Consider the following 21,538-nt stretch of genomic DNA (forward strand, 5'->3'; position numbering starts at 1 on the left):
GGCTTGGGCGGGAAATGCGGGAAAATTTTTGGCAGGGGAGGAAGGACTCGAACCCTCGCATGCCGGAATCAAAATCCGGTGCCTTGACCAACTTGGCGACTCCCCTACACTTAACTGATAACTTCACCGAACTCGTGTAGGCCGTTCGGCAAAGTAAAACTTCATGACGCGAAAGCGAAGAGCGGATGCTCGTTCAGGCTCTCGGCAACTGCGCCATTCCAACTGGCGGGCAGTCTGGCTTTCGCCGCTTCTGCCTCGTGCTTGCTGTGAAACGCTGCAAACACGCTTGCTCCGGAGCCGGTCATCCTCGCGGGGGTCACATCATACAACCATTTGACCACCTGCGCAACTTCCGCGTACTTCCTTGTTACAACTTCCTGCATATCGTTCCGGCCGAAGCTATCTGGCCATCCCGCATCGCTGGTTTGCTGTGCAAGAAAGTCAGCAATTGTGACGGGCTTCGTATCTCTTGTCAACAACTCATCTGAAAATATTTCAGCGGTCGGGACATGAACGCGTGGCGTCACAACCAGGAACCAGCGAGTCGGCAATTCTACCTCAGCTAATTCTTCTCCGATACCCTCTGCGAACGCATTTTTTCCAAAAATAAAAAACGGGACGTCGGCGCCGAGTTTGACCGCGAGCGACTGGAGTTCGGCGCGCGGCAAATCGAGTTGCCACAGGCGGTTCAGCGCGAGCAGCGTCGTCGCCGCGTCGGAGCTGCCGCCGCCGAGACCGGCGCCCATCGGCAGGATCTTGTCGATCTCGATGTCGACGCCGTGCGCGGTGCCCGTATGCGCTTTCAGCAGGTTGGCCGCGCGTACGACGAGATCGCTTTCCTCGGGCACGCCGGGCACGTCGGTGACGCGTGCGACGCGGCCGTCGTCGCGCCGCGTGAAGTGCAGCGTGTCGCCCCAGTTCAGCAGCTGGAATACGCTCTGCAGATCGTGATAGCCGTTCGGGCGGCGACCGGTGATGTGCAGGAACAGGTTGAGTTTCGCGGGCGCCAGGCAGTTGCGCAGCGAGCGGGTCGAATCGGTCATGCGGGTATCGGGGGCTAGGCGCGCGTGCTCACTGATCGAGCACGAGCTTGATGTCGAGCGGCGGCGTCGCGCGCACGAGGTTGACGCGTTTGACGCCCGTGGCCGGGGCATCCGCGTAGGCAAGGTAGTCGATCGTCCAGCCGTCCTGGCGGAGCTGCTTGATGCGCGTGCCGTCGGCCGGGTCGCGCACGGTTTCCGCGGGCGTCGCGGGCGCGGCGCTCGGCAGCAGCCAGTAGCGCAGGCCCGCGAGCGGCAGCTCGAAGCCGAGCGTCTTCTGCATCAGGTCGCCGACGTCCGGCGCATATTGGGTCGGACGGTTCGGCAATTCGAGCGACGCCGCGTGCGGCGTCGCTTTCACGACCGCGAGCGTCTGGCCGAGCGGGCTGCGCAGTTCGAGCGACACGTCGTCGCCGTGTTCCTGCCAGTCGAAGTTGCCGTACACGTTCTGCGGGTTGCCGAGACGATCGTCGTACCGCACCGCGAAGCGGCCGTGGTACGCATGCGTCGCCGCCGTCTGCAGGGCGGCGCCCGCCGGCGTGCCGGCCGACGGCGGCGTGCTCGCGCAGCCGGCGAGCGCGAGCGCCGCGCCGGCCGCGGCGAGCGTACGCCACGCGCGGGAGGACAGGGAAAACATCGGGAACATCCGCATCAGAGGCCGTTGATCTGCAGGCGTTTCAGCGTCTGCACGAGCGTTTCGTTGTCGGGCTCGAGCTTCTGCGCGGCACGCCACGCGTTGCGCGCGTCGTCCTGCGCGCCGCTCTTCCACAGCACCTCGCCGAGATGCGCGCCGATTTCGGCGTTCGGCTGCAGTTCGTATGCACGCTGCAGCACCTTCGTCGCGCCGGCCGTGTCGCCCATCCGGTACTTCACCCAGCCGAGGCTGTCCATGATGTAGGCGTCGTTCGGCGCGAGCGCCATCGCCTTGTCGATCAGCTTGCTGGCCTCGGGCAGGCGCTGGTTGCGGTCGGCGAGCGAATAGCCGAGCGCGTTGTAGGCCTGCGGGTTGTCGGGCTGCGTACGGATCAGCTCGCGCAACTGCTTTTCCATCGTCGCATAGTGGCCCGTCTTTTCGGCCGCCATCGCGTAGTCGTAGCGCAGGTCGGGATCGTCCGGGAAGTCCTGGACGGCCTGCCCGAGCCGCGCCTCCGCTTCCGGATAGCGCTTCGCCGTGAACAGGATCGACGCATCGGTGCGCGCCACCACGGCCGCGTCGCGCGGATCCGTGATCGGCAGGTTGTCGAGCACCTTGCGCGCCTCGTCGGTCTTGCCCTGTTTCTGCAGCAGTTGCGCGCGGGTGATCTGCGCGGGCAGGTAGTGCTGGCTCGTCTGGTCGACCTTGTCGAGCCATTGCGACGCCTGCGCGTCGTTGTTCTGGTCGATCGCGATCTGCGCGAGGTAGATGTAGCCCTGGCCGACGTCGAGATTCGGCTGCTTGTCGCCGAGCTGCACGTACTGCTTCAGGTAGCCGGTCGCCTCGTCGAGCTTCTTCTGCTGGATCTTGATCAGCGCGAGCGCCATCAGCGGCGTCGGATCCTTCGAGTCGAGCTTGCGCATCGTCTCGAACTGCTTCTGTGCGTCGTCGAGACGATCGTCGGCGAGATAGAGCTGCGACAGCGCGAGCCGTGCGTCGCGCGACTTCGGATTCTGCTGAACATACTTCTCGAACGACGCGATGCCCGCCGCGCGTTCCGCCGGCCCCATTTGCGACAGCATCAGCGCCGCCGGCAGGTAATCGGGGCGAATCTGCAGCGCCTGCTTCAGCGACTGCGCGGCGCCGTCCTTGTCGTCGACCGCGAGCTGCTGCCGCGCGATCGCGAGCTGCGCCTCGGGGCGATTCATGTCGTTCTTCAACATGTCCTTCAGCACCGCGAGGCCGCCGACGCGGTCGGGGCCGCGCACGAGCAGCGCCTGCAGCGCGAGGATCGCCGGGCCGCGCGTGTCGCCGGTCGCGCGGGCCAGCTCGCGCGCGAGCATCGGTTGCGCGTCGGCCGGCTTGCCGGCGAGCACCAGCAGCGCGGCGTCGACCTGCGACGCGCGGTTCGAATCCGGTGCGTACTGGCGCCACAGATTCGCGGCGGACAGCGCGTCGGCCGGGCTCTGCGCGCCGAGCGCGATTTCGGTCGCGCGCTGCGCCATGCGCGGATCGCGCGTGTCGCGGGCGAGCGCGAGGTAGGTCTGGTAGGCCGGTGCCGGCTGGTTGCGCTGGAGCGCGACCTCGGCGGCGAGCACCTGGTAGACGATCTGGCTCGTCAGCGGCACGCCGGGGAGATTCTTCTGCTCGTCCGGCATCACATGCTCGAACGCGCCCTGCGGCTCCGCGTCGTCCGAGGCCGGATCCTGCGCGTGGGCCGGAAAGGCGGTGAGGGTCCAGGCGGCAAGCAGCGCGGCACCGATTGCACGGCGGACCGGGAAGGCGCGCGCGCCGCGCACGGCGGCGGGGCGCTTCTGAAGCAGCTTCGAGGGCAGGGTCATGGAAATCCGTTCGATGTTTCAACCGATTGTAACGCGCTCGCTACAATACACGCACGATCGTGATAGGGTCCGCTTACCTGTGGAATCCCCATGCGAATGCCCGAAATCGCCCGTCTCGCGTGCTGCCGGGCGGGCGATTTCGGGCATTCCCGCGTCTCGTTCGGGGGCGCCGCGAGCGCGGCCGTTCTCGTGGCAGCGCTCGCGTTCCTATGTAAACAGACCGTAGCCTCAGACCCGCAAAACATGCCAGAGTTGCCAGAAGTCGAAGTCACGCGCCGGGGCATCGAGCCCTTTGTCGCGGGCCGCCGCGTCGAGCGTGTCGACGTCCGTACCGCGATGTTGCGCTGGCCCGTGCCGGCGGGGCTCGCCGAACAGTTGCGCGCGCGCGAGGTGCTCGCCGTCGAGCGCCGCGGCAAGTACCTGCTGTTCGAGGTCGATGCAGGCTGGTTCATCGTCCATCTCGGGATGACCGGCACGCTGCGCGTGCTGCCCGCAACTGGCGTGCCGGTCGCGGCGAAGCACGACCACATCGACTGGATCTTCGACGAATTCGTGCTGCGGTTCCGCGATCCCCGCCGCTTCGGCGCCGTACTCTGGCATCCGCGCGACGCAGGCGACGTGCATGCGCATCCGCTACTCGCGAGCCTCGGCGTCGAGCCGTTCTCGCCGGCGTTCACTGGCGCGTTGCTGCATGCGCGTACACGCGGCCGCACGGTATCGGTCAAGCAGGCGCTGCTCGCGGGCGACATGGTTGTCGGCGTCGGCAACATCTACGCGTCGGAGAGCCTGTTTCGCGCCGGCATCCGGCCGACGACGGCCGCCGGCAAGGTGTCGCTGCCGCGCTACGAGCGGCTGGCCGATGCGGTACGCGCGACGCTCGCCGACGCGATCGAGCGCGGCGGCAGCACGTTGCGCGATTTCGTCGGCAGCAACGGCGAAAGCGGCTACTTCCAGCTCGACTGCTTCGTCTACGATCGCGCCGGCCAGCCGTGCCGCGTATGCGGCACATCGATCCGCCAGATCGTGCAGGGCCAGCGGTCGACCTATTTCTGCCCGACGTGCCAGCGTTGAAACCCTTTTCCGCCATCAGACAAACTTGAAGCCGCCCCGCATCGCCCCCGCTCCGTTCCCCGTCACGCCGCTGCACGGCACGTTCGCCACGCGTCTCGTCGCGTGGCAGCGCGAGCATGGCCGCCATGACCTGCCGTGGCAGAACACCCGCGATCCGTACCGGATCTGGCTGTCGGAAATCATGCTGCAGCAGACGCAGGTATCGACCGTCATTCCGTATTACACGCGTTTTCTCGACCGCTACCCCGACGTCGCCGCGCTCGCGGCCGCGCCGAGCGACGACGTGATGGCGCTGTGGGCGGGGCTCGGCTACTACTCGCGCGCGCGCAATCTGCACCGCTGCGCGCAGGTCGTCGTCGCCGAGCACGGCGGCGCGTTTCCGGCGACACCCGACGCATTGGCCGAACTGCCGGGCATCGGTCGCTCGACGGCCGCCGCGATCGCGTCGTTTGCGTACGGCGCGCGCGCGACGATCCTCGACGGCAACGTGAAGCGCGTGCTCGCGCGGGTATTCGGTGTCGAGGGCTTTCCGGGCGAGAAGCGCGTCGAGAACGGCATGTGGGCGCTCGCCGAATCGCTGCTGCCCGACGCCGCGAACGCGGCCGACGTGAGCGCGTATACGCAGGGGCTGATGGATCTGGGCGCGACGCTATGCGTGCGCGGCAAACCCGACTGCGCGCGCTGTCCGTTCGCGGGCGACTGCGTCGCGCAATCGACCGGCCGTCAGCGCGAACTGCCGGCCGCGCGGCCGAAGAAGGCCGTGCCGACGCGCAAGACCTGGATGCTCGTGCTGCGCGACGGCGACGCCGTGCTGCTCGAGCGCCGGCCGCCGACCGGCATCTGGGGCGGACTGTGGAGCCTGCCGCAAGCGGACGGCGATGCCGCGCTCGCGGATCTCGCGCGCGGCTTCGGCGGCGGCGGCACGGTGCCGCTCGCGCCGCTCACGCACACGTTCACGCATTTCCGGCTCGAAATCGAGCCGCGGCTGAGCGATCTGACAGAGGGCAAGGGCCTACCGTCGCCGGCGCGGGACGCGGACACCGCATGGGTGCCGCTGAGCCGGCTCGACGCGTACGGCGTGCCGGCGCCCGTGCGCAAGCTGCTCGATGCGCTGAGCGGGCCGCTGCTGTAACGAACGGCGTAGGGCGCGGCGCGGGCCGCGTTCGGGAAGGCGCCTGACTGCCGCGGCTGTGCCGTCGCGCAGGCAGGCGTGCGCCGGGCAGGTGCGCTGCGCGACGGAGCCTGCGGCGTTACAGCCAGCCGTGCCGGTCGAGCACGTGGTGCACGGCGTCGATGCGCGCGCCGACGTCCGGAAACTCCATCAGCTTCTGCCGCGCGCGCAGGTCGAGCGGCAGCAGTTCCGCGAGGCGATTCGATACCCAGCTCGGATCGTCGAGGCGGAACGGTTCGCCGAACGGCATTTTCTCCGGATCCGACTTCTTCAGCGCGTCGATGATGCGCTCGAGCACCTCGGCGCACGAGCCGAACTGCGCGAGCGCCTGTTCGCCTTCGAGCGGGATGTCGTCGGGCAGCGGCTCCGCGATGCCGACCAGCAGCCCGTTGCTTTCGACGCGATACGACAGCAGCTCGAAACGCTGCGTGCCGACCGCCTGCAGATACAGCATCCCGAACTCGCCGGTATCGCACTCGGTGATGCGCGCCATGCAGCCGATGGTTTCGGGCACCGACACCGCGCCGTCCTGCGCGACTTCGGGCCCGCTCTTGAGCAGGCACACGCCGAACGGCGCATCGTCGCGCAGGCATGCGCGCGACATGTCGAGATAGCGCGCCTCGAACACCTTGAGCGGGAGCAGCCCTCCCGGAAACAGCACCGTGTGCAGCGGAAACAGCGGCAGGTCGATCAGGGTGGTCGAGAGGGAGGACATGGCGCGCGGGCGTGGGGGCGGGTGTCGCTAGGGTCGATCGACCTCGGAGACGAGCCGCGACGACGCGTCGACATCCACTGGCGCGTCACGATGCCGCACGATCACGTTCGCGTCGCGCGCGAGGCGCGCGGCGAGCGTTTCCGCGATGAACACCGAGCGATGCTGGCCGCCCGTGCAGCCGATGGCGACGGTCAGGTAGCTGCGGTTGTCATCGCGGAAGTGCGGTAGCCATTTCATCAGGAACGCATGGATGTCGTCGATCATCTGATGGACGATCGGCAGTGCGTCGAGAAAGGCGATGACCGGCTGGTCGAGCCCGGTGAGCGGGCGCAACTGGTGGTCGTAGTACGGGTTCGGCAACGCGCGCACGTCGAACATCAGGTCGGCGTCGAGCGGCACGCCGCGCTTGAAGCCGAACGATTCGAACATCACCATCAGGTCGTTGTTCTTCTGCTCGATGAAGCGCTTGACCCAGGTGCGCAGCGCGTTCGCGCGCAGCGTGCTGGTATCGATCTGGTGGCCGAATTCGGCGAGCGGCGCGACGAGCTCGCGCTCGCGCTCGATCGCTTCCTCGAGCGACGACAGCAAGCCGACGTCCGCATCGTGCGACCGCGAGCCGGACAACGGATGGCGGCGGCGCGTTTCGGAGAAGCGCTGGATCAGCGCCTGGGTGCTCGCGTTGAGGAACAGCACGCGCACGTCGTGCTCGCGGGACAGCTCGCGGATCAGGCCGGGCATTTCATCGAGCGACGCGCTGGAGCGCGCGTCGATCGCGACCGCAAGCCGGCGCTGGCCGTCCTGGGCGAGGTAGCGGGCGAGTTCGGGGAGCACGTGCGGCGGCAGGTTGTCGACGCAGTAATAGCCTGCGTCTTCGAGCGCGTTCAGCGCGACGGACTTGCCTGAGCCGGAGATGCCGGTAATGAGGACGATGCGCATGGGAACGGAGAATCCTGACGTTTCATCATAGCACCGGCTCGACGCGTCGGCGTTGCGCGGCCGGGCGCGTGCGGGTTACACCAGTTTGCCGGGGAACTGACTGTCGGGATCCTGCATCGCGAGTCGTTGTCGATCCATGAAATCGCGCAACGTGTCGATTCCGCGCAACTGCAGGATCGTGTTCCGGACGGCCGCCTCGACGAGCACCGCGAGGTTGCGGCCGGCCGCGACCTGGATCGTGACCTTGCTGATCGGCAAACCGAGCACGTCGACGGTCTGACTTTCGAGCGGCAGGCGCTGGAATTCGCCGTCGGGGCGCCGCACGAGCTGGACGATCAGCTTCAGCTTCATTTTCCGTCGCACCGCGGTTTCACCGAAGATCGTCTTGATGTCGAGCAGGCCGAGGCCACGCACTTCGAGCAGATTCTGCAGCAGCGGCGGGCAGCGCCCTTCGACGAAATCGGGGCCAAGACGGACGAAGTCGACCGCGTCGTCGGCGACGAGGCCGTGCCCGCGGCTGATCAGCTCGAGGCCGAGCTCGCTCTTGCCGAGGCCCGAATCGCCGGTCAGCAGCACGCCCATCCCGAGGATGTCGAGGAACACGCCGTGCAGCGTCGCGCGCGGCGCGAGGATGCGCGACATGTAGAGCCGCAGGCTGTCGATCACCGCGGCCGCCGACATCGGCGTCGTGAACAGCGGCGTGGACGAGCGCGTGCAGCGCAGCACCAGTTCGGGCGGCGCCGCGGCGCCACCGGCGACGACGAGGAACGGCGGTTCGAGCGCGATCAGCTCGGCCATGTGGCGCGAGCGGTCTTCGTCGGTCTGTCGCTGGTAGTAGTCGATTTCGGCTTCGCCGAGCACCTGGATCCGGTTCGGATGGATCAGGTTCAGGTGGCCGACGAGGTCGGCGCTCGACGTTGCGTTGCCGACCGTGTCGGCCGAAAAGCCGCGTTCCCAGCCTTCATGCCCCGTCAGCCAGCTCAGTTTCAGCGTGGCTGCGTTGTCGTCGAAGATGCTCTGGGCGTTGATGCTGGACGTATCCATGACTCTCGTCACTCCAATGGGCCGGTGCGGGCGCGCGGCGACGGACGTCGCCATGCCGGGCCGGCGCCGGGCGGCCCTGGACGGCGACGCGTGCCGCCTGGTACGGGGAAATATTCCGCCCGGAACAACTCAAGGTTGCCACTGAGTGAGCAGGCGATGCAACTCGGCGATATCCGTTTCGTTGTGCAGACGCTCGCGTGCGTCGCGATCGGACAGCAGTTGCGCGATTTCCGACAGGATCTCGAGGTGCTGCTGGGTAGCTTGCTCGGGGACGAGCAGGAAGATCAGAAGGCCGACCGGCTGGCCGTCGGGCGCTTCGAACGGGATCGCATCGGCGAGGCGGACGAACGCGGCGAGCGGGTGCTTGAGGCCCTTGATGCGGCCGTGCGGAATCGCGACACCTTCGCCGAGCCCGGTCGAACCGAGGCGCTCGCGTGCGAACAGGTTGTCCGTGACGGTGCTGCGGCCGATGCCGTTCTGATTCTCGAACATCAGCCCGGCTTGTTCGAAGACGCGTTTCTTGCTGGTGACCGAGAGGTCGATGACGACGTTCTCTATGGGCAGGATTTTGGCTAGGCGATTCATGTTGGCAGGCGATTGGGCGGCCTGGGGTCTCCTTGCGGCGGCGGACTGATTTTCCATGTTCGGCGATATCAAGGCATGTGGCATGGCAACCTGCAACGCCGCTACCGCATCCAACACCCCCCGGCGATAACCGGAACATTATAGAGCACAGCCGCGTGCGTGGCGCAGCACGGACCGACCGGTTGCACCTTCGCGCGGAGTCGCAAAAAAAACGCCCGGCGAACCGGGCGGCGTGCGTGTTGCAGTGACGGTTATTGCGGCGGCAGTTCGATCTGGTCGATCGACGGCTGCAGCTTGATCGGGTCGTGCGCGTGCGTTTGCAGGCGCTCCATGTGCTTGACGACCTGGCGATCCAGCTTGTCGATCAGCAGATCGATCGCGGCGTACAGGTTGCCGTTCGCGCTTTCGACGAAGATGTCCTTGCCCTTCAGGTGCAGATTGATTTCCGCGCGCTGCTGCTTGTCCTTTTCCTTGTGGTTGTCGACCGAGAGGATCACAGTGCCATCGATCACCTGATCGCTATGCCGTAGCACCCGGTCCAGCTTGGTGATCACGTATTCGCGAATTGCAGGCGTGACTTCGAGATGATGTCCACTGATCTTCAGGTTCATAGTGCTTCTCCAAGCGAGTGACCACCCGGCCGCATCGAGGCGGCGCTCCGGTCGACTTGCCCGTGCCGCACGAGGCGGCGTATCGCGGACAGGTCGCCCGGCCTGTTCCCCGTGTGCGCGGTGGCCGGAACACGCCTGCCGCCGGGCAGGCAGCAGGCTTAAAGAGACTTGCGCAGATTCACTGCCGGGATCTTGAGGGCTTCGCGATATTTCGCAACCGTGCGGCGCGCGACCACGAAACCCTGTTCTGCCAGCAGCTCGGCAATGCGGCTGTCCGAAAGTGGCGATTTTGGGTCTTCAGCTCCTATCAGTTGCTTGATGAGGGCTCGGATGGCGGTCGACGAGGCGGCGCCACCGGTGTCGGTCGAAACGTGAGATCCGAAGAAGTACTTAAATTCGAGCGTCCCGAACGGGGTCAGCATGTACTTCCCGGTTGTCACACGGCTGACAGTCGACTCGTGTAGGCCCAGCGTATCAGCTATTTCCCGCAAAACCAAGGGGCGCATGGCAATTTCACCGTGCGCAAAGAAATTCTTCTGACGCTCGACAATAGCCTGCGCGACACGCAGGATCGTGTCGAAACGCTGCTGGATGTTTTTGATCAGCCAGCGCGCTTCCTGAAGCTGCTGCTTCAGCGATCCGGCCGACGGATCGCCGCGGCTGTTGCGCAGGATGTTCGCGTACAGGTTGTTGATCCGCAGGCGCGGCACGACCTCCGGATTGAGCTCCGCGAGCCATCCCTGGCCGGCCTTCTTCACGATGATGTCGGGCACGACGTAGTCGGCCTCGGCCTTGCCGTATGCGGCGCCGGGGAACGGCTCGAGCGAGCGGATCAGCGCGTGCGCGTCGCGCAGCGCGTCGTCGCTCGCCTTCAGGTGCTTGCGCAACCGTGTGAAGTCGCGGGCGGCGAGCAGTTCGAGATGCTGCGACACGATGTCGAGCGCGAGCGTGCGCGTCGGGGACGGATCGAGACGCAGCAACTGCAGCTTCAGGCATTCGGAGGCCGAGCGCGCGCCGACGCCGGCCGGGTCGAAGCTGTGCAGCAGCGCGAGCGCCGCGTTCAGTTCGTCGCAGTCGATTTCCAGTTCGGGCGGCAGGTCGGCGAGCACTTCGTCGAGCGTGGCGGTCAGGTAGCCGTCGTCGTCGAGCGATTCGATCAGGAACATCACGAGCGCGCGATCGCGCGGGCCGGCCTGCGTGACGCGCAACTGCGCGGACAGGTGGTCGCGCAGCGACGTCGCGGCTTCCTGCACCTGCAGCGGCGGCAGGTCGTCGTCGTCGGACGCGCCGCCCGAGCGGCCGTATTCGTCGAGGTTCCACTGCGGGCCGTCGTTGCCGTCGCTGGACCCGTAACCGTCGTATTCGTCGGCGCCGGCCGGCTCATCGCGCTCCGCGCGATCGCTTGACGTGCCGCTGCCGTTCGTCGCGGCGGGCTCGGTGTTCTGTGCGGGCGGCGTCTGCGCGATCAGCGATCCGTCCGCCGCGACGCGCAGCGGGCTCGCGATCCATTCGTCGTCGTTCTCGAGCAGCGGGTTTTGCGCGACGGCCATCGCGACTTCCTGCTGCAATTCGAGCGTCGACAACTGCAGGAGCCGGATCGACTGCTGCAGCTGCGGCGTCAGCGCCAGATGTTGCGACAGGCGAAGTTGGAGGCTGGCTTTCATGGCAAGGAGGGAGTCATACCGGCAGTTTGCCACGACCCAGGCGCATTGAGCCATCCGCGATTACGCGCGGCGCGCCGCCTGGCCGCGGGCGTGGATGCAAGCGGGGCGCGGCTCCGCGCGGCGATGCCGGGCGGGGTGCAGCCAGCCACGAGGAGAAAGTTACATGCGGAAGTGTTCGCCGAGGTACACGCGGCGCACGCTTTCGTTTTCGATGATTTCGCTCGGCGCGCCGGCGGCCAGCACCGAACCGTCGCTGATGATGTACGCGTGGTCGCAGATGCCGAGCGTTTCGCGGACGTTGTGGTCCGTGATCAGCACGCCGATGTTGCGCTGCTTCAGGAACTTGACGATCTTCTGGATCTCGAGCACCGCGATCGGGTCGACGCCGGCGAACGGTTCGTCGAGCAGGATGAAGCTCGGGTTGGTCGCGAGCGCGCGCGCGATTTCGACGCGGCGCCGTTCGCCGCCCGACAGCGACAGCGCGGGGTTCTCGCGCAGATGGCCGATCTGCAGCTCGTCGAGCAGCGCTTCGGTGCGCGACGAGATCGCGTCCTTCGACAGCCGCTTGCCGTCTTCGCCGTGCTGCAGCTCGAGCACCGCGCGGATGTTCTCCTCGACGGTCAGCTTGCGGAACACGGACGCCTCTTGCGGCAGGTACGACAGGCCGAGCGACGCGCGCTTGTGGATCGGCAGCAGGCCGATCGAGCTGCCGTTCAGCGAGATCTCGCCTGCGTCCGTCGGCACGAGGCCGACGATCATGTAGAACGACGTGGTCTTGCCGGCGCCGTTCGGGCCGAGCAGGCCGACGACCTCGCCGCTCTTCACGTCGAGCGACACGTCCTTGACGACCGTGCGCGAGCCGTAGCGCTTCTTCAGGTTGCGGACGACGAGCGAGCTCGTGGTGCCGGCCGGCTGGCGGTTCGGGAGCGCGTTCATTGGCCGGGCGCTCCCTGGATCGTGGTCGACGGCGACAGCTTGGCCGGCGCCCCGTTCAGCGGCGCGGGGCCGCCGTTCTTCGGCGACAGCATCGCGCGCACGCGGCCGTTCGGGTTGCCCGGCGCCGCGACGTCCTTGCCGCCCTTCGCGGTGTAGAAGTCGCGCTGGCCGTCATACGTGATCACGCTGCCGTGCACGGTATCGGCGACGGTCGACGTGCCCTGCAGGCGGCGCACGGTCGCGGCGGTGGTCAGCGTGGTCAGGTCCTGCTTGCCGTCGTAGTCGATGCGCTCGGCGTCGCCGTCGATGTATTCGTCGAGGCCTTCGCGCTTCTGGCGGAACGTCGCGTGCTTCTTGCCGCTGCCGAACGAGGTGGCGTACTGGTAGCCTTCCGGGTCCTGGCGCACTTCGACGCGATCGCCCTTGATGATGATCGTGCCCTTCGTGATCACGACGTTGCCGGTCGCGACCGTGACCTGCTTCAGATCGTCGTAGGTCAGATTGTCGGCCTCGACGTTGATCGGCTTGTTCTGGTCGGCCTTCTCGGCATGGGCGAGCGGCGCCAGCCCGACGAGCGGGAGCGCCACGAGCGTCGCGGCGAGCGCGGCGCGGACGGCGCGCGCAGCGCCGCCGGAAATCTGTCGAGGGAACGGTTCGTTCATGCAGTCACGTGAGGGATGCGTCACTTGGGTTGACCTTTCGAGCCGCCGGACGTGTCCGCCGCGGCGATCGTGCCGCGCACGTTGCCGTAAAGCTCGATGACCCGGGTGACGTTGTTGTACTTCATGCCGTCGGTCGCGTTGACGAGCGACAGGCCGCGCTGAAGTTTAACCGGCTTTTCGGTCTGGATCACATCGTCATTGACGAAGATCCGGAAATGCTGGGAATCGGCCTGCATCTGCGGATCGCCGCCGCCGGCCGCGCGCAGGATGCGCGCATCGTCGTACAAATCGACGATCGACACGTCGCCGTTGACGGTGCCGCGCTTCGCGGTGGTCGTCACGACGGGCTTGCCGGGCTGGAACGCGCGCATGGCCGGATCGGTCAGGTCGCTGCTTTCGGTGTCTTCGTAATGGACCAGCTTCGCGGCCGTCAGCCGGTACTGGGTCGTGCCGGACTGGTCGAGCTCGGTGACCGAGAAGTTGTCCGCGAAGTAGTCGGGCGTATGGCGCTTCGGCTGCGCGGCGCCCTCGCCGGGCGGCGGCAGCGTGGCCTGCAGCAGCCACCAGGTGACGCCCGCGAGCGCGGCGACCGCGGCGAGCGGCAGCATCTGGGTCCAGCGGAAATGCGTGCTCATCGGTCAGGCTCCGCAGGCGGCGGCGAGCAGCGCGTCGTAGCGGCGCTGCGCGCGCAGGATCGCATCGCAGACCTCGCGCACGGCGCCGTGGCCGCCGCGGGCTTCGGCGACCCAGTGCGCACGGGCGATCACCTCGGGGTGCGCGTTCGCGGGGGCTGCTGCGAAGCCGCAGCGCAGCATGACCGGCAGGTCGGGCCAGTCGTCGCCCATGTAGCCGCAGGCGTCGGCCGTCAGGCCGAGCGACGCGATCAGGTCGGCGAACACGGCGAGCTTGTTCTCGACGCCCTGGAACAGGTGCGCGATCTTCATTTCCTTCGCGCGCGCCGCGACGATGTCCGAGCGGCGGCCCGTGATGATCGCGGTCGCGATGCCGGCTTCGCCGAGCAGCTTCACGCCGTGGCCGTCGAGCGAATTGAACGACTTCATCGCGTCGCCGGCCGCTGTAAACAACAGGCCGCCGTCGGTCAGTACGCCGTCGACGTCGAAAATCATCAGCTTCACGCGGCTCGCGCGTTCGGCCGCAGTCAGCGCTGCGCTCATCAGATCACCTTCTTCGAAAACAGGTCGTGCATGTTCAGCGCGCCGATCAGCGCGCCGTCGGCATCGACGACCAGCATCTGGTTGATCCGGTGGCGCTCCATCAGTTCCACGGCCTCGACCGCCAGGTGATCCGGCGCGATCGTGCGCGGGTCGCGCGTCATGACTTCGGTGATCGGCAGCGAGCGGAAGTCGCCGTCGCGCGCGAGCACGCGGCGCAGGTCGCCGTCCGTGAAGATGCCGACGACCTTGCCGTCGGCGTCGACCACGGCCGTCATGCCGAGGCGCTTCGCGGTGATCTGGAACAGCGCGTCCGACAGCGTCGCGTTCAGCCCGACGGACGGGACGTCGTCGCCCGAGCGCATCACGTCGCGCACGTAGGTGAGCAGGCGCCGGCCGAGCGCGCCGCCCGGGTGCGAGCGCGCGAAATCTTCCGAGCCGAAGCCGCGCGCGTCGAGCACGGCGACGGCGAGCGCGTCGCCGAGCGCGAGCGCGGCGGTCGTGCTCGCGGTGGGCGCGAGGTTCAGCGGGCACGCTTCCTTCGACACCGCGGCGTTCAGGTTCACGTCGGCGAGCGTGCCGAGGCTCGACCCCGCGCGGCCCGTGATCGCGATCAACTTCGCGCCGATCCGCTTCACGAGCGGCAGGATCGCGACGAGCTCTTCCGATTCGCCGGAATAGGAGATGCCGATGAAGACGTCGTCGGAGGTGACCATCCCGAGGTCGCCGTGGCTGGCCTCGGCAGGGTGGACGAAGAAGGCCGGCGTACCGGTGCTGGCCAGCGTGGCCGCGATCTTGCGGGCGATATGCCCCGATTTGCCGATCCCGGAGACCACGACGCGGCCGCGGCAGCCGAGCAGCAGCGCAACGGCCTGGACGAAGCCGCCGTCGAGCTGGTCGCGCAGCGCGCGCACGGCGTCCGCCTCGATGTCGAGCACGTCGCGGGCGAGCGCGAGCGCCCGATCATCATTGATTTTCGCTATCATGCGCGGAGTATAGCAAAGGCGTTTGTTCGCCGCGCCGCGCCTTCGGACTCGTCCGATGTCGCCTGCCCACCGCCACCACCCGCGCCCGCATTGCCGTGGCCCCGACGAACGAGGACGCTTCGCCTGTGATTTCCCCGCTCGAAATGACCCTGCTGCTGCTGCTGGCCTCGGTGGTGGGCGTCGTCGTATTCCGCTCGCTGAACCTGCCGCCGATGCTCGGCTACCTGACCGTCGGCATCCTGGTCGGCCCGCACGCATTCGGCGTCGCGGCAGATCTCGAACGGGCCGAGCACCTCGCGGAATTCGGCGTGGTGTTCCTGATGTTTTCGATCGGCCTCGAATTCTCGCTCGCGAAGCTGAGGGCGATGCAGCGGCTCGTGTTCGGGCTCGGCCTGCTGCAGGTCGTCGCGACCCTCGTGCTCGCGCTCGTGCTCGGCGTGCTGTTCGAGCGCTGGGTGCACATCACGTGGCAGGGCAGCATCGCGCTCGGCGGCGCGCTCGCGATGTCGTCGACGGCGATCGTGTCGAAGATGCTCGCCGAGCGGCTCGAGATCGAGACGGAGCACGGCCGCAACATCTTCGGCGTGCTGCTGTTCCAGGATCTCGCGGTCGTGCCGCTGCTGATCGTGATCGCCGCGTTCGGCGCCGAATCGTCGAAGGATCTCGCGATCACGCTCGGTTTCGCGGCGGTCAAGATCGTGATCGCGCTCACGCTGCTGCTGGTCATCGGCCAGCGTTTCATGACGCGCTGGCTCAACGTCGTCGCGCGGCGCCGCTCGCAGGAGCTGTTCGTGCTGAACCTGCTGCTCGTCACGCTCGGCGCCGCGTTCGTCACCGACCGCTTCGGCCTGTCGCTCGCGCTCGGCGCGTTCATCGCGGGGATGCTCATTTCCGAGACGCCGTTCCGCCATCAGGTGGAAGAGGACATCAAGCCGTTCCGCGACGTGCTGCTCGGCCTGTTCTTCGTGACGACGGGGATGCTGCTCGATCCGCGCGTGATCTGGGAGCATCCGTTGATCGTGCTCGGCTTTTTCGTCGGGCAGATCCTGTTCAAGGCGACGATGATCGCGGGGCTCGCACGGCTGTTCGGCGCGACGCCGGGCGTGGCGATGCGCACGGGGATCGGCCTCGCGCAGGCCGGCGAATTCGGCTTCGTGCTGCTGAACCTGATCCTCGACCGGCATCTCGTCGACTCGACGCTGCTGCAGGCGATCCTCGCATCGATGCTGCTGTCGATGCTCGCCGCGCCATTCCTGATCCAGAACGCCGACCGCATCGTGATGCGGCTGTCGTCGACGGAGTGGATGCAGCAATCGCTGCAGATGACGCGGATCGCGACGCAAAGCCTCAAGCAGCGCGGCCACGTGATCATCTGCGGCTATGGCCGCGCGGGCCAGAACCTGGCGCGCATGCTCGAGCAGGAAGGCATTTCGTACGTCGCGCTCGACCTCGATCCCGATCGCGTGAGCGCGGCCGCGACGGCCGGCGAATCGGTCGTGTTCGGCGACGCGGCGCGCCGCGAGTCGCTGCTCGCGGCCGGTATCCACCGTGCGGCGGCCGTCGCGATCACCTACGCGAACACGCCGTCCGCGCTGCGCGTGCTGCACCACGTGCACGAGCTCGAGCCGACGCTGCCGGCGATCGTGCGCACGGTCGACGATGCCGATCTGGAGAAGCTGCTCGCAGCCGGCGCGACCGAGGTGATTCCGGAGATCGTCGAGGGCAGCCTGATGCTCGCGTCGCATACGCTGGTGCTGGTCGGCGTGCCGATGCGCAAGGTCGTGCGGCGCGTCGAGGAGATGCGCGACGAGCGCTACAGCCTGCTGCGCGGCTATTTCCGCGGCGCGGACGATGCGGACGACGACGATCACGAGCAGGTGCGGCTACAATCGGTGCCGGTCGATGCGCGCGCGGACGCGGTCGGGCGTTCGCTGGAAGAACTCGGGCTGTACGCGCTCGGGCTGGAAGTCACCGCGATCCGCCGGCACGGTATTCGCGGCGTCGAACCCGATCCGCAAACCAAGCTGCGCGCGAGCGACATCGTGGTGCTGCGCGGGCTGCCCGAGGCGCTCGCGCTCGCGGAGGAGCGGTTGTCGCGCCATCGGCGCGATCCGCCCGCCGCGGCCGCGTGAGCCGCGATTCGCAACCTGACCCGTATTGATCAGAAACGGTGCCCGATCTTCGCGCACCGTTTTTTTCGGAGAGTTTCATGCCGCATTCGTCGTCGGGCGCACCGCTCGATCCGGTCGCCTTCATCCATAGCCAGATCCGCACGGTGCCCGACTGGCCGCAGCCGGGCGTGCAGTTCCGCGACATCACGACGCTGCTGCAGAGCCCGAAGGCGCTGCGCATCCTCGTCGACCTGTTCGTCGAACGCTATGTCGATGCGAAGCTCGATTACGTCGCGGGCCTCGACGCGCGCGGCTTCATCATCGCGCCGATCGTTGCGTACGAGCTGAGCGTCGGCTTCGTGCCGATCCGCAAGGTCGGCAAGCTGCCGTACAAGACCCGTTCGGAATCGTACGACCTCGAATACGGCAGCGCGACGGTCGAGATCCACGAAGATGCGTGCCGCCCCGGCGACCGCGTGATCATCATGGACGACCTGATCGCGACCGGCGGCACGATGATGGCGGGGCGCAACCTGCTGCAGCGGCTCGGCGCGGTGGTCGTCGAAGGCGCGGCGATCATCGACCTGCCCGATCTCGGCGGCTCCGCGCTGCTGCGCAACGCCGGCCTGCCCGTCTATACCGTTACCGAATTCTCCGGCCACTGAACGCCGGTCCGCCCCGGGGTACCGCCCCGGCTTGCCCGGTTCACCCGGGTCACGCTACGCAGCGAGGTCACGATGCCCAACTTCATGCTGTTTCTCGCCACGTCGATCGCGATCACGCTCGCGCCGGGGCCCGACAACCTGCAGGTGCTCGCACGCGGCATCTCGCAGGGCCGCGCGGCCGGCTTCGTCGCCGCGCTCGGCTTCACGGCGGGGATCCTGTTCCACACGACGCTCGCGGCGCTCGGCGTCGCGGCCGTGCTGCGTTCGTCGCCGGTCGCGTTCCAGATCCTGAAGCTCGCGGGCGCCGCGTACCTCGTGTGGATCGGTATCAAGGCGCTGCGCAGCCAGGGCCTCGCGAATGCGCATGCGCGCCCGCCGCAGCCGCTCGGCGCGATTTTCCGGCAGAGCGTGATCGGCAACCTGATGAACCCGAAGGTCACGCTGTTCTTCGTCGTGTTCCTGCCGCAGTTCGTCGATCCGCACGGCGCGCAGGGCGTGACGCTGCAGATGTTCGAGCTCGGCGCGCTGTTCATGCTGCAGACGGCCGCGGTCTTCTCGCTGTTCGGCGTCGGCGCGGGCATGATCGGCGCGTGGCTGAAGCGTCGCCCGAAGGCCGGCGTGTGGCTCGACCGGATCGCCGGCGCGACGTTCATCGCGATCGGCATCCGGGTCGCGCTGAAGGATTGAGCGCGATGACGTTTCCCTGCATCGCGGCCGCGCGCCGCTTCGATCCGGCCGCGCACCTGCGCTTCGAGATCGCCGGCCAGGCGGTCGGCTGGGTGCGCCGCCGGGACGTCGCGAAGCTCGCGCGCTGGCCCGACGTGTTCGAGCTGACCGGCGAGCGGGTCGTGCTGTCGGCGCGCTACGATTCGGTCGACGCGCGCAGCATGGCGCTCGCCAGCGCGATCGGCGCGCTCGCCGCCGAAGGCGCGATTCCCGGCTGGCGCGACGAGATCTATGCGATACGCAACCGCTTCGACGATCTGCCGCTCGCGTACATCGAGCGCGCCGCTTCGCGCTTCTTCGGCACGCAGACCTATGCGGTGCACGTGAACGGCATCGTAGAATACGCGGTTACGCCGGGCGAGCCGGCCGCCGCGGCCACGCCGAAGCTGTGGCTCGGCCGCCGCAGCGCGACCAAGGCCACGGACCCCGGCATGCTCGACAACGTCGTCGCCGGCGGGATCGGCTGGGGGCTGGGCGTTCACGAGACGCTCGCGAAGGAATGCTGGGAAGAAGCCGGCATTCCGGCCGACCTGGCGGCGCGTGCGATCGCGGGCCGCGCGGTACAGGTGCTGAACGCGCTGCCGGAAGGCACGCAGTCTGAACTGATCTTCGTGTACGACCTGCCGCTGCCGCACGACTTCGCGCCGCGCAACCAGGACGGCGAAGTGGCCGAACACCTGCTGGCCGGCGTGCCGGAGGTGATCGGCTGGTTGCGCGAAGGCCGCGCGACGATGGATGCGAGCCTCGCGACGCTCGATACGCTGCTGCGCCACCGCTGGATTCCGGCGGCCGACGCGGCCGGCATCGACGCGCTGTTCGTACCGGCCGCGTGACGCGCGCCGCGCGGCGCGAACGGGCAATTTGACGAATACGGAAACAATGGGAGTAGCGGTCATGCCGACCGATCACAGCTTTATCTTGAAACTGTCGTGCCCCGACCGGCACGGCATCGTCCATGCGGTCTCGGGCTTCCTGTTCGAGCGCAGCAACAACATCCTCGATTCCGCGCAGTTCGGCGACAGCCGCACCGGCGAGTTCTTCATGCGCGTGCACTTCGAGCAGGACGGCGGCGGCGTGGATGCCGCGTCGGCGCTCGACACGCTTCGCAAGGAATTCGCGCCGCTTGCCGAACAGTTCTCGATGCGCTGGGAGCTGCACGATGCGGCCGTGAAGCCGCGCGTCGTGATCATGGTGTCGAAGATCGGCCACTGCCTGAACGACCTGCTGTTCCGCTATCGCACCGGCCAGTTGCCGATCGAGATTCCGGCGATCGTGTCGAATCACAAGGAGTTCTATCAGCTCGCCGCGAGCTACAACATTCCGTTCCATCACTTCCCGCTGGTCGGCGGGTCGTCCGATGCCGCGAAGGCGGCGCAGGAAGCGCGCGTGCTGGAAGTGATCGACGAGCATCAGGCCGATCTCGTCGTGCTCGCGCGCTACATGCAGATCCTGTCGCCGAACATGTGCGAGCAGCTCGCCGGGCGCGCGATCAACATCCACCATTCGTTCCTGCCGAGCTTCAAGGGCGCGAAGCCTTACTACCAGGCGTTCGACCGCGGCGTGAAGCTGATCGGCGCGACCGCGCACTACGTGACGACCGATCTCGACGAAGGCCCGATCATCGAGCAGGAAGTCGAGCGCGTCGACCACAGCATGACGCCCGACCAGCTGACCGCGATCGGCCGCGACGTCGAGTGCGTGACGCTCGCGCGCGCGGTGAAGTGGCACGTCGAGCACCGGATCGTGCTGAACGGGACGAAGACGGTCGTGTTCCGCTGATCGGCCAACCCGAACAGCGGGTTCCGGAAGCAAAAATGCCGCGCCCTTCACCGGGCGCGGCATTTTTTTCGCCGTTGGCGAGCGGGCGGCTTCAGATCAGCCGCAGCAGGTACAGCTCGCGTTTCAGGTACGCATAGAAGATCGGCGCGGCGATCACGCCCGGCAGCCCGAACGCGGCTTCCATGATCAGCATCGCCAATAGCAGCTCCCACGCGCGCGACTCGATCTGGCCGCCAATGATCTTCGCGTTCAGGAAATATTCGAGCTTGTGGATGACCACGAGGAACGCGAGCGACGCGATCGCGGTGCCCATGCTGACCGACAGCGACACCGCGACGATCAGCGTGTTCGAGATCAGGTTGCCGATCACGGGCAGCAGGCCGACGATGAACGTGACGAGCACAAGCGTTTTCGACAGCGGCAGCCGCTGGTGGAAGATCGGCAGCGCGACGAGCAGGTAGATGCCGGTGAAGGCCGCGTTGATCGCCGAGATCTTGATCTGCGCGAACACGATGCGGCGGAACGCATCGGCGAAGCGCGACACGCGTGTGACGAGCGCGGTCGACAGCGGCCGGCGCACCTTGCCCTGCTCGACGCCGATCGCGATCATCGCGCCGATGATCATCCCGAACAGCACGTGGCCGAAGCCGCGCGCGACGCTCTTGCCGCTTTGCTGGAGCTGGTCCATGTGCGAATGCATCAGCACGGCCGCCTTCGTCTTCATCTGTTCGACGTCGACGGGCAGCAGATTGGCGATCCACGCCGGCGTGCGCGCGCGCGTCTGCTCGACGATCTGCATCAACTGGTCGAGCAAGCTCTGCAGGTTCGGCACCGTGTGCTCGAAATGCTCGATGATGCCGATCGTCAGGCCGGTGAGCCCGCCGACGATCGCGATCGACAGCAGCACGACGGCGACCCAGCGCGCGCGCATGCTCGTGGTATGGCGTTCGATCACGGGCGCGATCGTGTGGATCAGCTGATAGACGAGCAGGCCGGCCAGCATCCCGCCGAGCAGCCGGAGCTCGAGGACGAGCCACATCATGACGAGCGCGAAGAGATAACTGCCGATCTCGAGCGCCGACAGCTTCGGCAGGCTCAAGTCGCTCGTCAGCCGCACGCTGCGCAGGTGCGGCTCGCGGTTCTGCGTGTCGCGCGACTCTTGTTGCTTCTCCATCGTGGATTCCTGTCC

At 67.3% G+C, this 21,538-nt stretch carries 22 protein-coding genes and 1 tRNA gene; 7 read left to right on the plus strand and 16 right to left on the minus strand.

Translation table 11 applies throughout. The features are described from left to right. Positions 1-29: 29 nt before the first annotated feature. The 4 genes from WS61_RS32025 to WS61_RS32040 form a co-directional block, all read right to left on the minus strand. A tRNA-Gln gene (locus WS61_RS32025) sits at positions 30-106 on the minus strand. 55 nt (positions 107-161) lie between these two features. Then, a complete protein-coding gene (gene ispE / locus WS61_RS32030) occupies positions 162-1,043 on the minus strand; it encodes a 4-(cytidine 5'-diphospho)-2-C-methyl-D-erythritol kinase (RefSeq protein WP_059506643.1) in 882 nt (293 codons plus the stop codon). A gap of 28 nt (positions 1,044-1,071) precedes the next feature. Further along, a complete protein-coding gene (gene lolB, locus WS61_RS32035; RefSeq protein WP_059506645.1) occupies positions 1,072-1,692 on the minus strand; it encodes a lipoprotein insertase outer membrane protein LolB in 621 nt (206 codons plus the stop codon). After that, positions 1,692-3,515 (minus strand): tetratricopeptide repeat protein, encoded by a 1,824-nt coding sequence (locus WS61_RS32040; RefSeq protein WP_059506647.1) that lies wholly within the window; start codon positions 3,513-3,515, stop codon positions 1,692-1,694. Before WS61_RS32040 ends, lolB begins: the two co-directional genes overlap by 1 nt. 243 nt (positions 3,516-3,758) lie before the next feature. On the opposite strand from WS61_RS32040, the gene mutM reads away from it, so the two are divergent. Further along, positions 3,759-4,586 carry a bifunctional DNA-formamidopyrimidine glycosylase/DNA-(apurinic or apyrimidinic site) lyase gene (mutM, locus tag WS61_RS32045; RefSeq protein ID WP_059506649.1) on the plus strand — a complete coding sequence of 276 codons (828 nt, stop codon included), beginning with the start codon at positions 3,759-3,761 and terminating at the stop codon, positions 4,584-4,586. Positions 4,587-4,611: 25 nt separating this feature from the next. Then, positions 4,612-5,718 (plus strand): A/G-specific adenine glycosylase, encoded by a 1,107-nt coding sequence (gene mutY / locus WS61_RS32050; protein ID WP_059506651.1) that lies wholly within the window; start codon positions 4,612-4,614, stop codon positions 5,716-5,718. 118 nt (positions 5,719-5,836) lie between these two features. On the opposite strand, the gene WS61_RS32055 is transcribed toward mutY, so the two are convergent. The 11 genes from WS61_RS32055 to kdsD form a co-directional block, all read right to left on the minus strand. Further along, positions 5,837-6,472: an LON peptidase substrate-binding domain-containing protein gene (locus tag WS61_RS32055; protein ID WP_034208417.1), complete on the minus strand. Its 636-nt coding sequence runs from the start codon at positions 6,470-6,472 to the stop codon at positions 5,837-5,839. Between the two features lie 27 nt (positions 6,473-6,499). Continuing rightward, positions 6,500-7,408 (minus strand): RNase adapter RapZ, encoded by a 909-nt coding sequence (gene rapZ / locus WS61_RS32060; RefSeq protein WP_006477783.1) that lies wholly within the window; start codon positions 7,406-7,408, stop codon positions 6,500-6,502. A gap of 75 nt (positions 7,409-7,483) precedes the next feature. Beyond that, positions 7,484-8,452, minus strand: a complete 969-nt coding sequence (gene hprK / locus WS61_RS32065) for an HPr(Ser) kinase/phosphatase (protein WP_006483133.1) — start codon at positions 8,450-8,452, stop codon at positions 7,484-7,486. Positions 8,453-8,581: 129 nt separating this feature from the next. Further along, positions 8,582-9,094, minus strand: a complete 513-nt coding sequence (locus tag WS61_RS32070; protein ID WP_027806888.1) for a PTS sugar transporter subunit IIA — start codon at positions 9,092-9,094, stop codon at positions 8,582-8,584. A 194-nt stretch (positions 9,095-9,288) separates the two neighbouring features. Continuing rightward, positions 9,289-9,648, minus strand: a complete 360-nt coding sequence (gene hpf / locus WS61_RS32075) for a ribosome hibernation-promoting factor, HPF/YfiA family (RefSeq protein WP_006477786.1) — start codon at positions 9,646-9,648, stop codon at positions 9,289-9,291. 158 nt (positions 9,649-9,806) lie between these two features. After that, positions 9,807-11,312, minus strand: coding sequence for an RNA polymerase factor sigma-54 (locus tag WS61_RS32080; RefSeq protein WP_059506653.1), 1,506 nt, complete (start codon positions 11,310-11,312; stop codon positions 9,807-9,809). Positions 11,313-11,471: 159 nt separating this feature from the next. After that, complete coding sequence (gene lptB, locus WS61_RS32085; RefSeq protein WP_059506655.1) at positions 11,472-12,248, minus strand: LPS export ABC transporter ATP-binding protein; 777 nt, start codon at positions 12,246-12,248, stop codon at positions 11,472-11,474. After that, a complete protein-coding gene (gene lptA, locus WS61_RS32090) occupies positions 12,245-12,910 on the minus strand; it encodes a lipopolysaccharide transport periplasmic protein LptA (protein WP_006483139.1) in 666 nt (221 codons plus the stop codon). The genes lptB and lptA overlap by 4 nt, the downstream gene beginning before the upstream one ends. Positions 12,911-12,930: 20 nt before the next feature. Then, positions 12,931-13,545 (minus strand): LPS export ABC transporter periplasmic protein LptC, encoded by a 615-nt coding sequence (lptC, locus tag WS61_RS32095; protein ID WP_059506659.1) that lies wholly within the window; start codon positions 13,543-13,545, stop codon positions 12,931-12,933. Between the two features lie 3 nt (positions 13,546-13,548). Next, positions 13,549-14,085, minus strand: a complete 537-nt coding sequence (locus WS61_RS32100) for an HAD family hydrolase (protein ID WP_059506661.1) — start codon at positions 14,083-14,085, stop codon at positions 13,549-13,551. Beyond that, positions 14,085-15,068, minus strand: a complete 984-nt coding sequence (gene kdsD / locus WS61_RS32105) for an arabinose 5-phosphate isomerase KdsD (protein ID WP_059506663.1) — start codon at positions 15,066-15,068, stop codon at positions 14,085-14,087. Before kdsD ends, WS61_RS32100 begins: the two co-directional genes overlap by 1 nt. Positions 15,069-15,193: 125 nt before the next feature. Between kdsD and WS61_RS32110 the strand changes: the two genes are divergently transcribed. From WS61_RS32110 to purU, 5 genes are all read left to right on the plus strand, one after another. Further along, the gene (locus WS61_RS32110; RefSeq protein ID WP_059506665.1) at positions 15,194-17,200 is read left to right on the plus strand and encodes a monovalent cation:proton antiporter family protein; all 2,007 of its coding nucleotides are present in this window, start codon (positions 15,194-15,196) and stop codon (positions 17,198-17,200) included. A 77-nt stretch (positions 17,201-17,277) separates the two neighbouring features. Beyond that, a complete protein-coding gene (locus tag WS61_RS32115) occupies positions 17,278-17,844 on the plus strand; it encodes an adenine phosphoribosyltransferase (protein WP_034178636.1) in 567 nt (188 codons plus the stop codon). A gap of 72 nt (positions 17,845-17,916) precedes the next feature. Further along, a complete protein-coding gene (locus tag WS61_RS32120) occupies positions 17,917-18,531 on the plus strand; it encodes a LysE family translocator (protein WP_059506667.1) in 615 nt (204 codons plus the stop codon). A 5-nt stretch (positions 18,532-18,536) separates the two neighbouring features. Beyond that, the gene (locus WS61_RS32125) at positions 18,537-19,403 is read left to right on the plus strand and encodes an NUDIX hydrolase family protein (protein ID WP_059506702.1); all 867 of its coding nucleotides are present in this window, start codon (positions 18,537-18,539) and stop codon (positions 19,401-19,403) included. A 61-nt stretch (positions 19,404-19,464) separates the two neighbouring features. Then, positions 19,465-20,349, plus strand: coding sequence for a formyltetrahydrofolate deformylase (gene purU / locus WS61_RS32130; protein WP_059506669.1), 885 nt, complete (start codon positions 19,465-19,467; stop codon positions 20,347-20,349). 91 nt (positions 20,350-20,440) lie between these two features. Here the strand turns inward: purU and WS61_RS32135 are convergent, their stop codons facing one another. Continuing rightward, complete coding sequence (locus tag WS61_RS32135) at positions 20,441-21,523, minus strand: AI-2E family transporter (RefSeq protein WP_059506671.1); 1,083 nt, start codon at positions 21,521-21,523, stop codon at positions 20,441-20,443. Positions 21,524-21,538: the final 15 nt, after the last annotated feature.

It is taken from the genome of Burkholderia sp. ABCPW 11 (genome assembly GCF_001523445.1).
In the GTDB taxonomy this organism is placed as follows: Bacteria; Pseudomonadota; Gammaproteobacteria; order Burkholderiales; family Burkholderiaceae; genus Burkholderia.

Excerpts from the sequence above, each read along its gene's own strand:
- ispE (WP_059506643.1), bottom strand. The coding sequence starts at position 1,043 with ATGACCGATTCGACCCGCTCGCTGCGCAACTGCCTGGCGCCCGCGAAA.
- lolB (WP_059506645.1), bottom strand. The coding sequence starts at position 1,692 with ATGCGGATGTTCCCGATGTTTTCCCTGTCCTCCCGCGCGTGGCGTACG.
- WS61_RS32040 (WP_059506647.1), bottom strand. The coding sequence starts at position 3,515 with ATGACCCTGCCCTCGAAGCTGCTTCAGAAGCGCCCCGCCGCCGTGCGC.
- mutM (WP_059506649.1), top strand. The coding sequence starts at position 3,759 with ATGCCAGAGTTGCCAGAAGTCGAAGTCACGCGCCGGGGCATCGAGCCC.
- WS61_RS32055 (WP_034208417.1), bottom strand. The coding sequence starts at position 6,472 with ATGTCCTCCCTCTCGACCACCCTGATCGACCTGCCGCTGTTTCCGCTG.
- rapZ (WP_006477783.1), bottom strand. The coding sequence starts at position 7,408 with ATGCGCATCGTCCTCATTACCGGCATCTCCGGCTCAGGCAAGTCCGTC.
- hprK (WP_006483133.1), bottom strand. The coding sequence starts at position 8,452 with ATGGATACGTCCAGCATCAACGCCCAGAGCATCTTCGACGACAACGCA.
- WS61_RS32070 (WP_027806888.1), bottom strand. The coding sequence starts at position 9,094 with ATGGAAAATCAGTCCGCCGCCGCAAGGAGACCCCAGGCCGCCCAATCG.
- hpf (WP_006477786.1), bottom strand. The coding sequence starts at position 9,648 with ATGAACCTGAAGATCAGTGGACATCATCTCGAAGTCACGCCTGCAATT.
- WS61_RS32080 (WP_059506653.1), bottom strand. The coding sequence starts at position 11,312 with ATGAAAGCCAGCCTCCAACTTCGCCTGTCGCAACATCTGGCGCTGACG.
- lptB (WP_059506655.1), bottom strand. The coding sequence starts at position 12,248 with ATGAACGCGCTCCCGAACCGCCAGCCGGCCGGCACCACGAGCTCGCTC.
- lptA (WP_006483139.1), bottom strand. The coding sequence starts at position 12,910 with ATGAACGAACCGTTCCCTCGACAGATTTCCGGCGGCGCTGCGCGCGCC.
- lptC (WP_059506659.1), bottom strand. The coding sequence starts at position 13,545 with ATGAGCACGCATTTCCGCTGGACCCAGATGCTGCCGCTCGCCGCGGTC.
- WS61_RS32100 (WP_059506661.1), bottom strand. The coding sequence starts at position 14,085 with ATGAGCGCAGCGCTGACTGCGGCCGAACGCGCGAGCCGCGTGAAGCTG.
- kdsD (WP_059506663.1), bottom strand. The coding sequence starts at position 15,068 with ATGATAGCGAAAATCAATGATGATCGGGCGCTCGCGCTCGCCCGCGAC.
- WS61_RS32115 (WP_034178636.1), top strand. The coding sequence starts at position 17,278 with ATGCCGCATTCGTCGTCGGGCGCACCGCTCGATCCGGTCGCCTTCATC.
- WS61_RS32120 (WP_059506667.1), top strand. The coding sequence starts at position 17,917 with ATGCCCAACTTCATGCTGTTTCTCGCCACGTCGATCGCGATCACGCTC.
- WS61_RS32125 (WP_059506702.1), top strand. The coding sequence starts at position 18,537 with ATGACGTTTCCCTGCATCGCGGCCGCGCGCCGCTTCGATCCGGCCGCG.
- purU (WP_059506669.1), top strand. The coding sequence starts at position 19,465 with ATGCCGACCGATCACAGCTTTATCTTGAAACTGTCGTGCCCCGACCGG.
- WS61_RS32135 (WP_059506671.1), bottom strand. The coding sequence starts at position 21,523 with ATGGAGAAGCAACAAGAGTCGCGCGACACGCAGAACCGCGAGCCGCAC.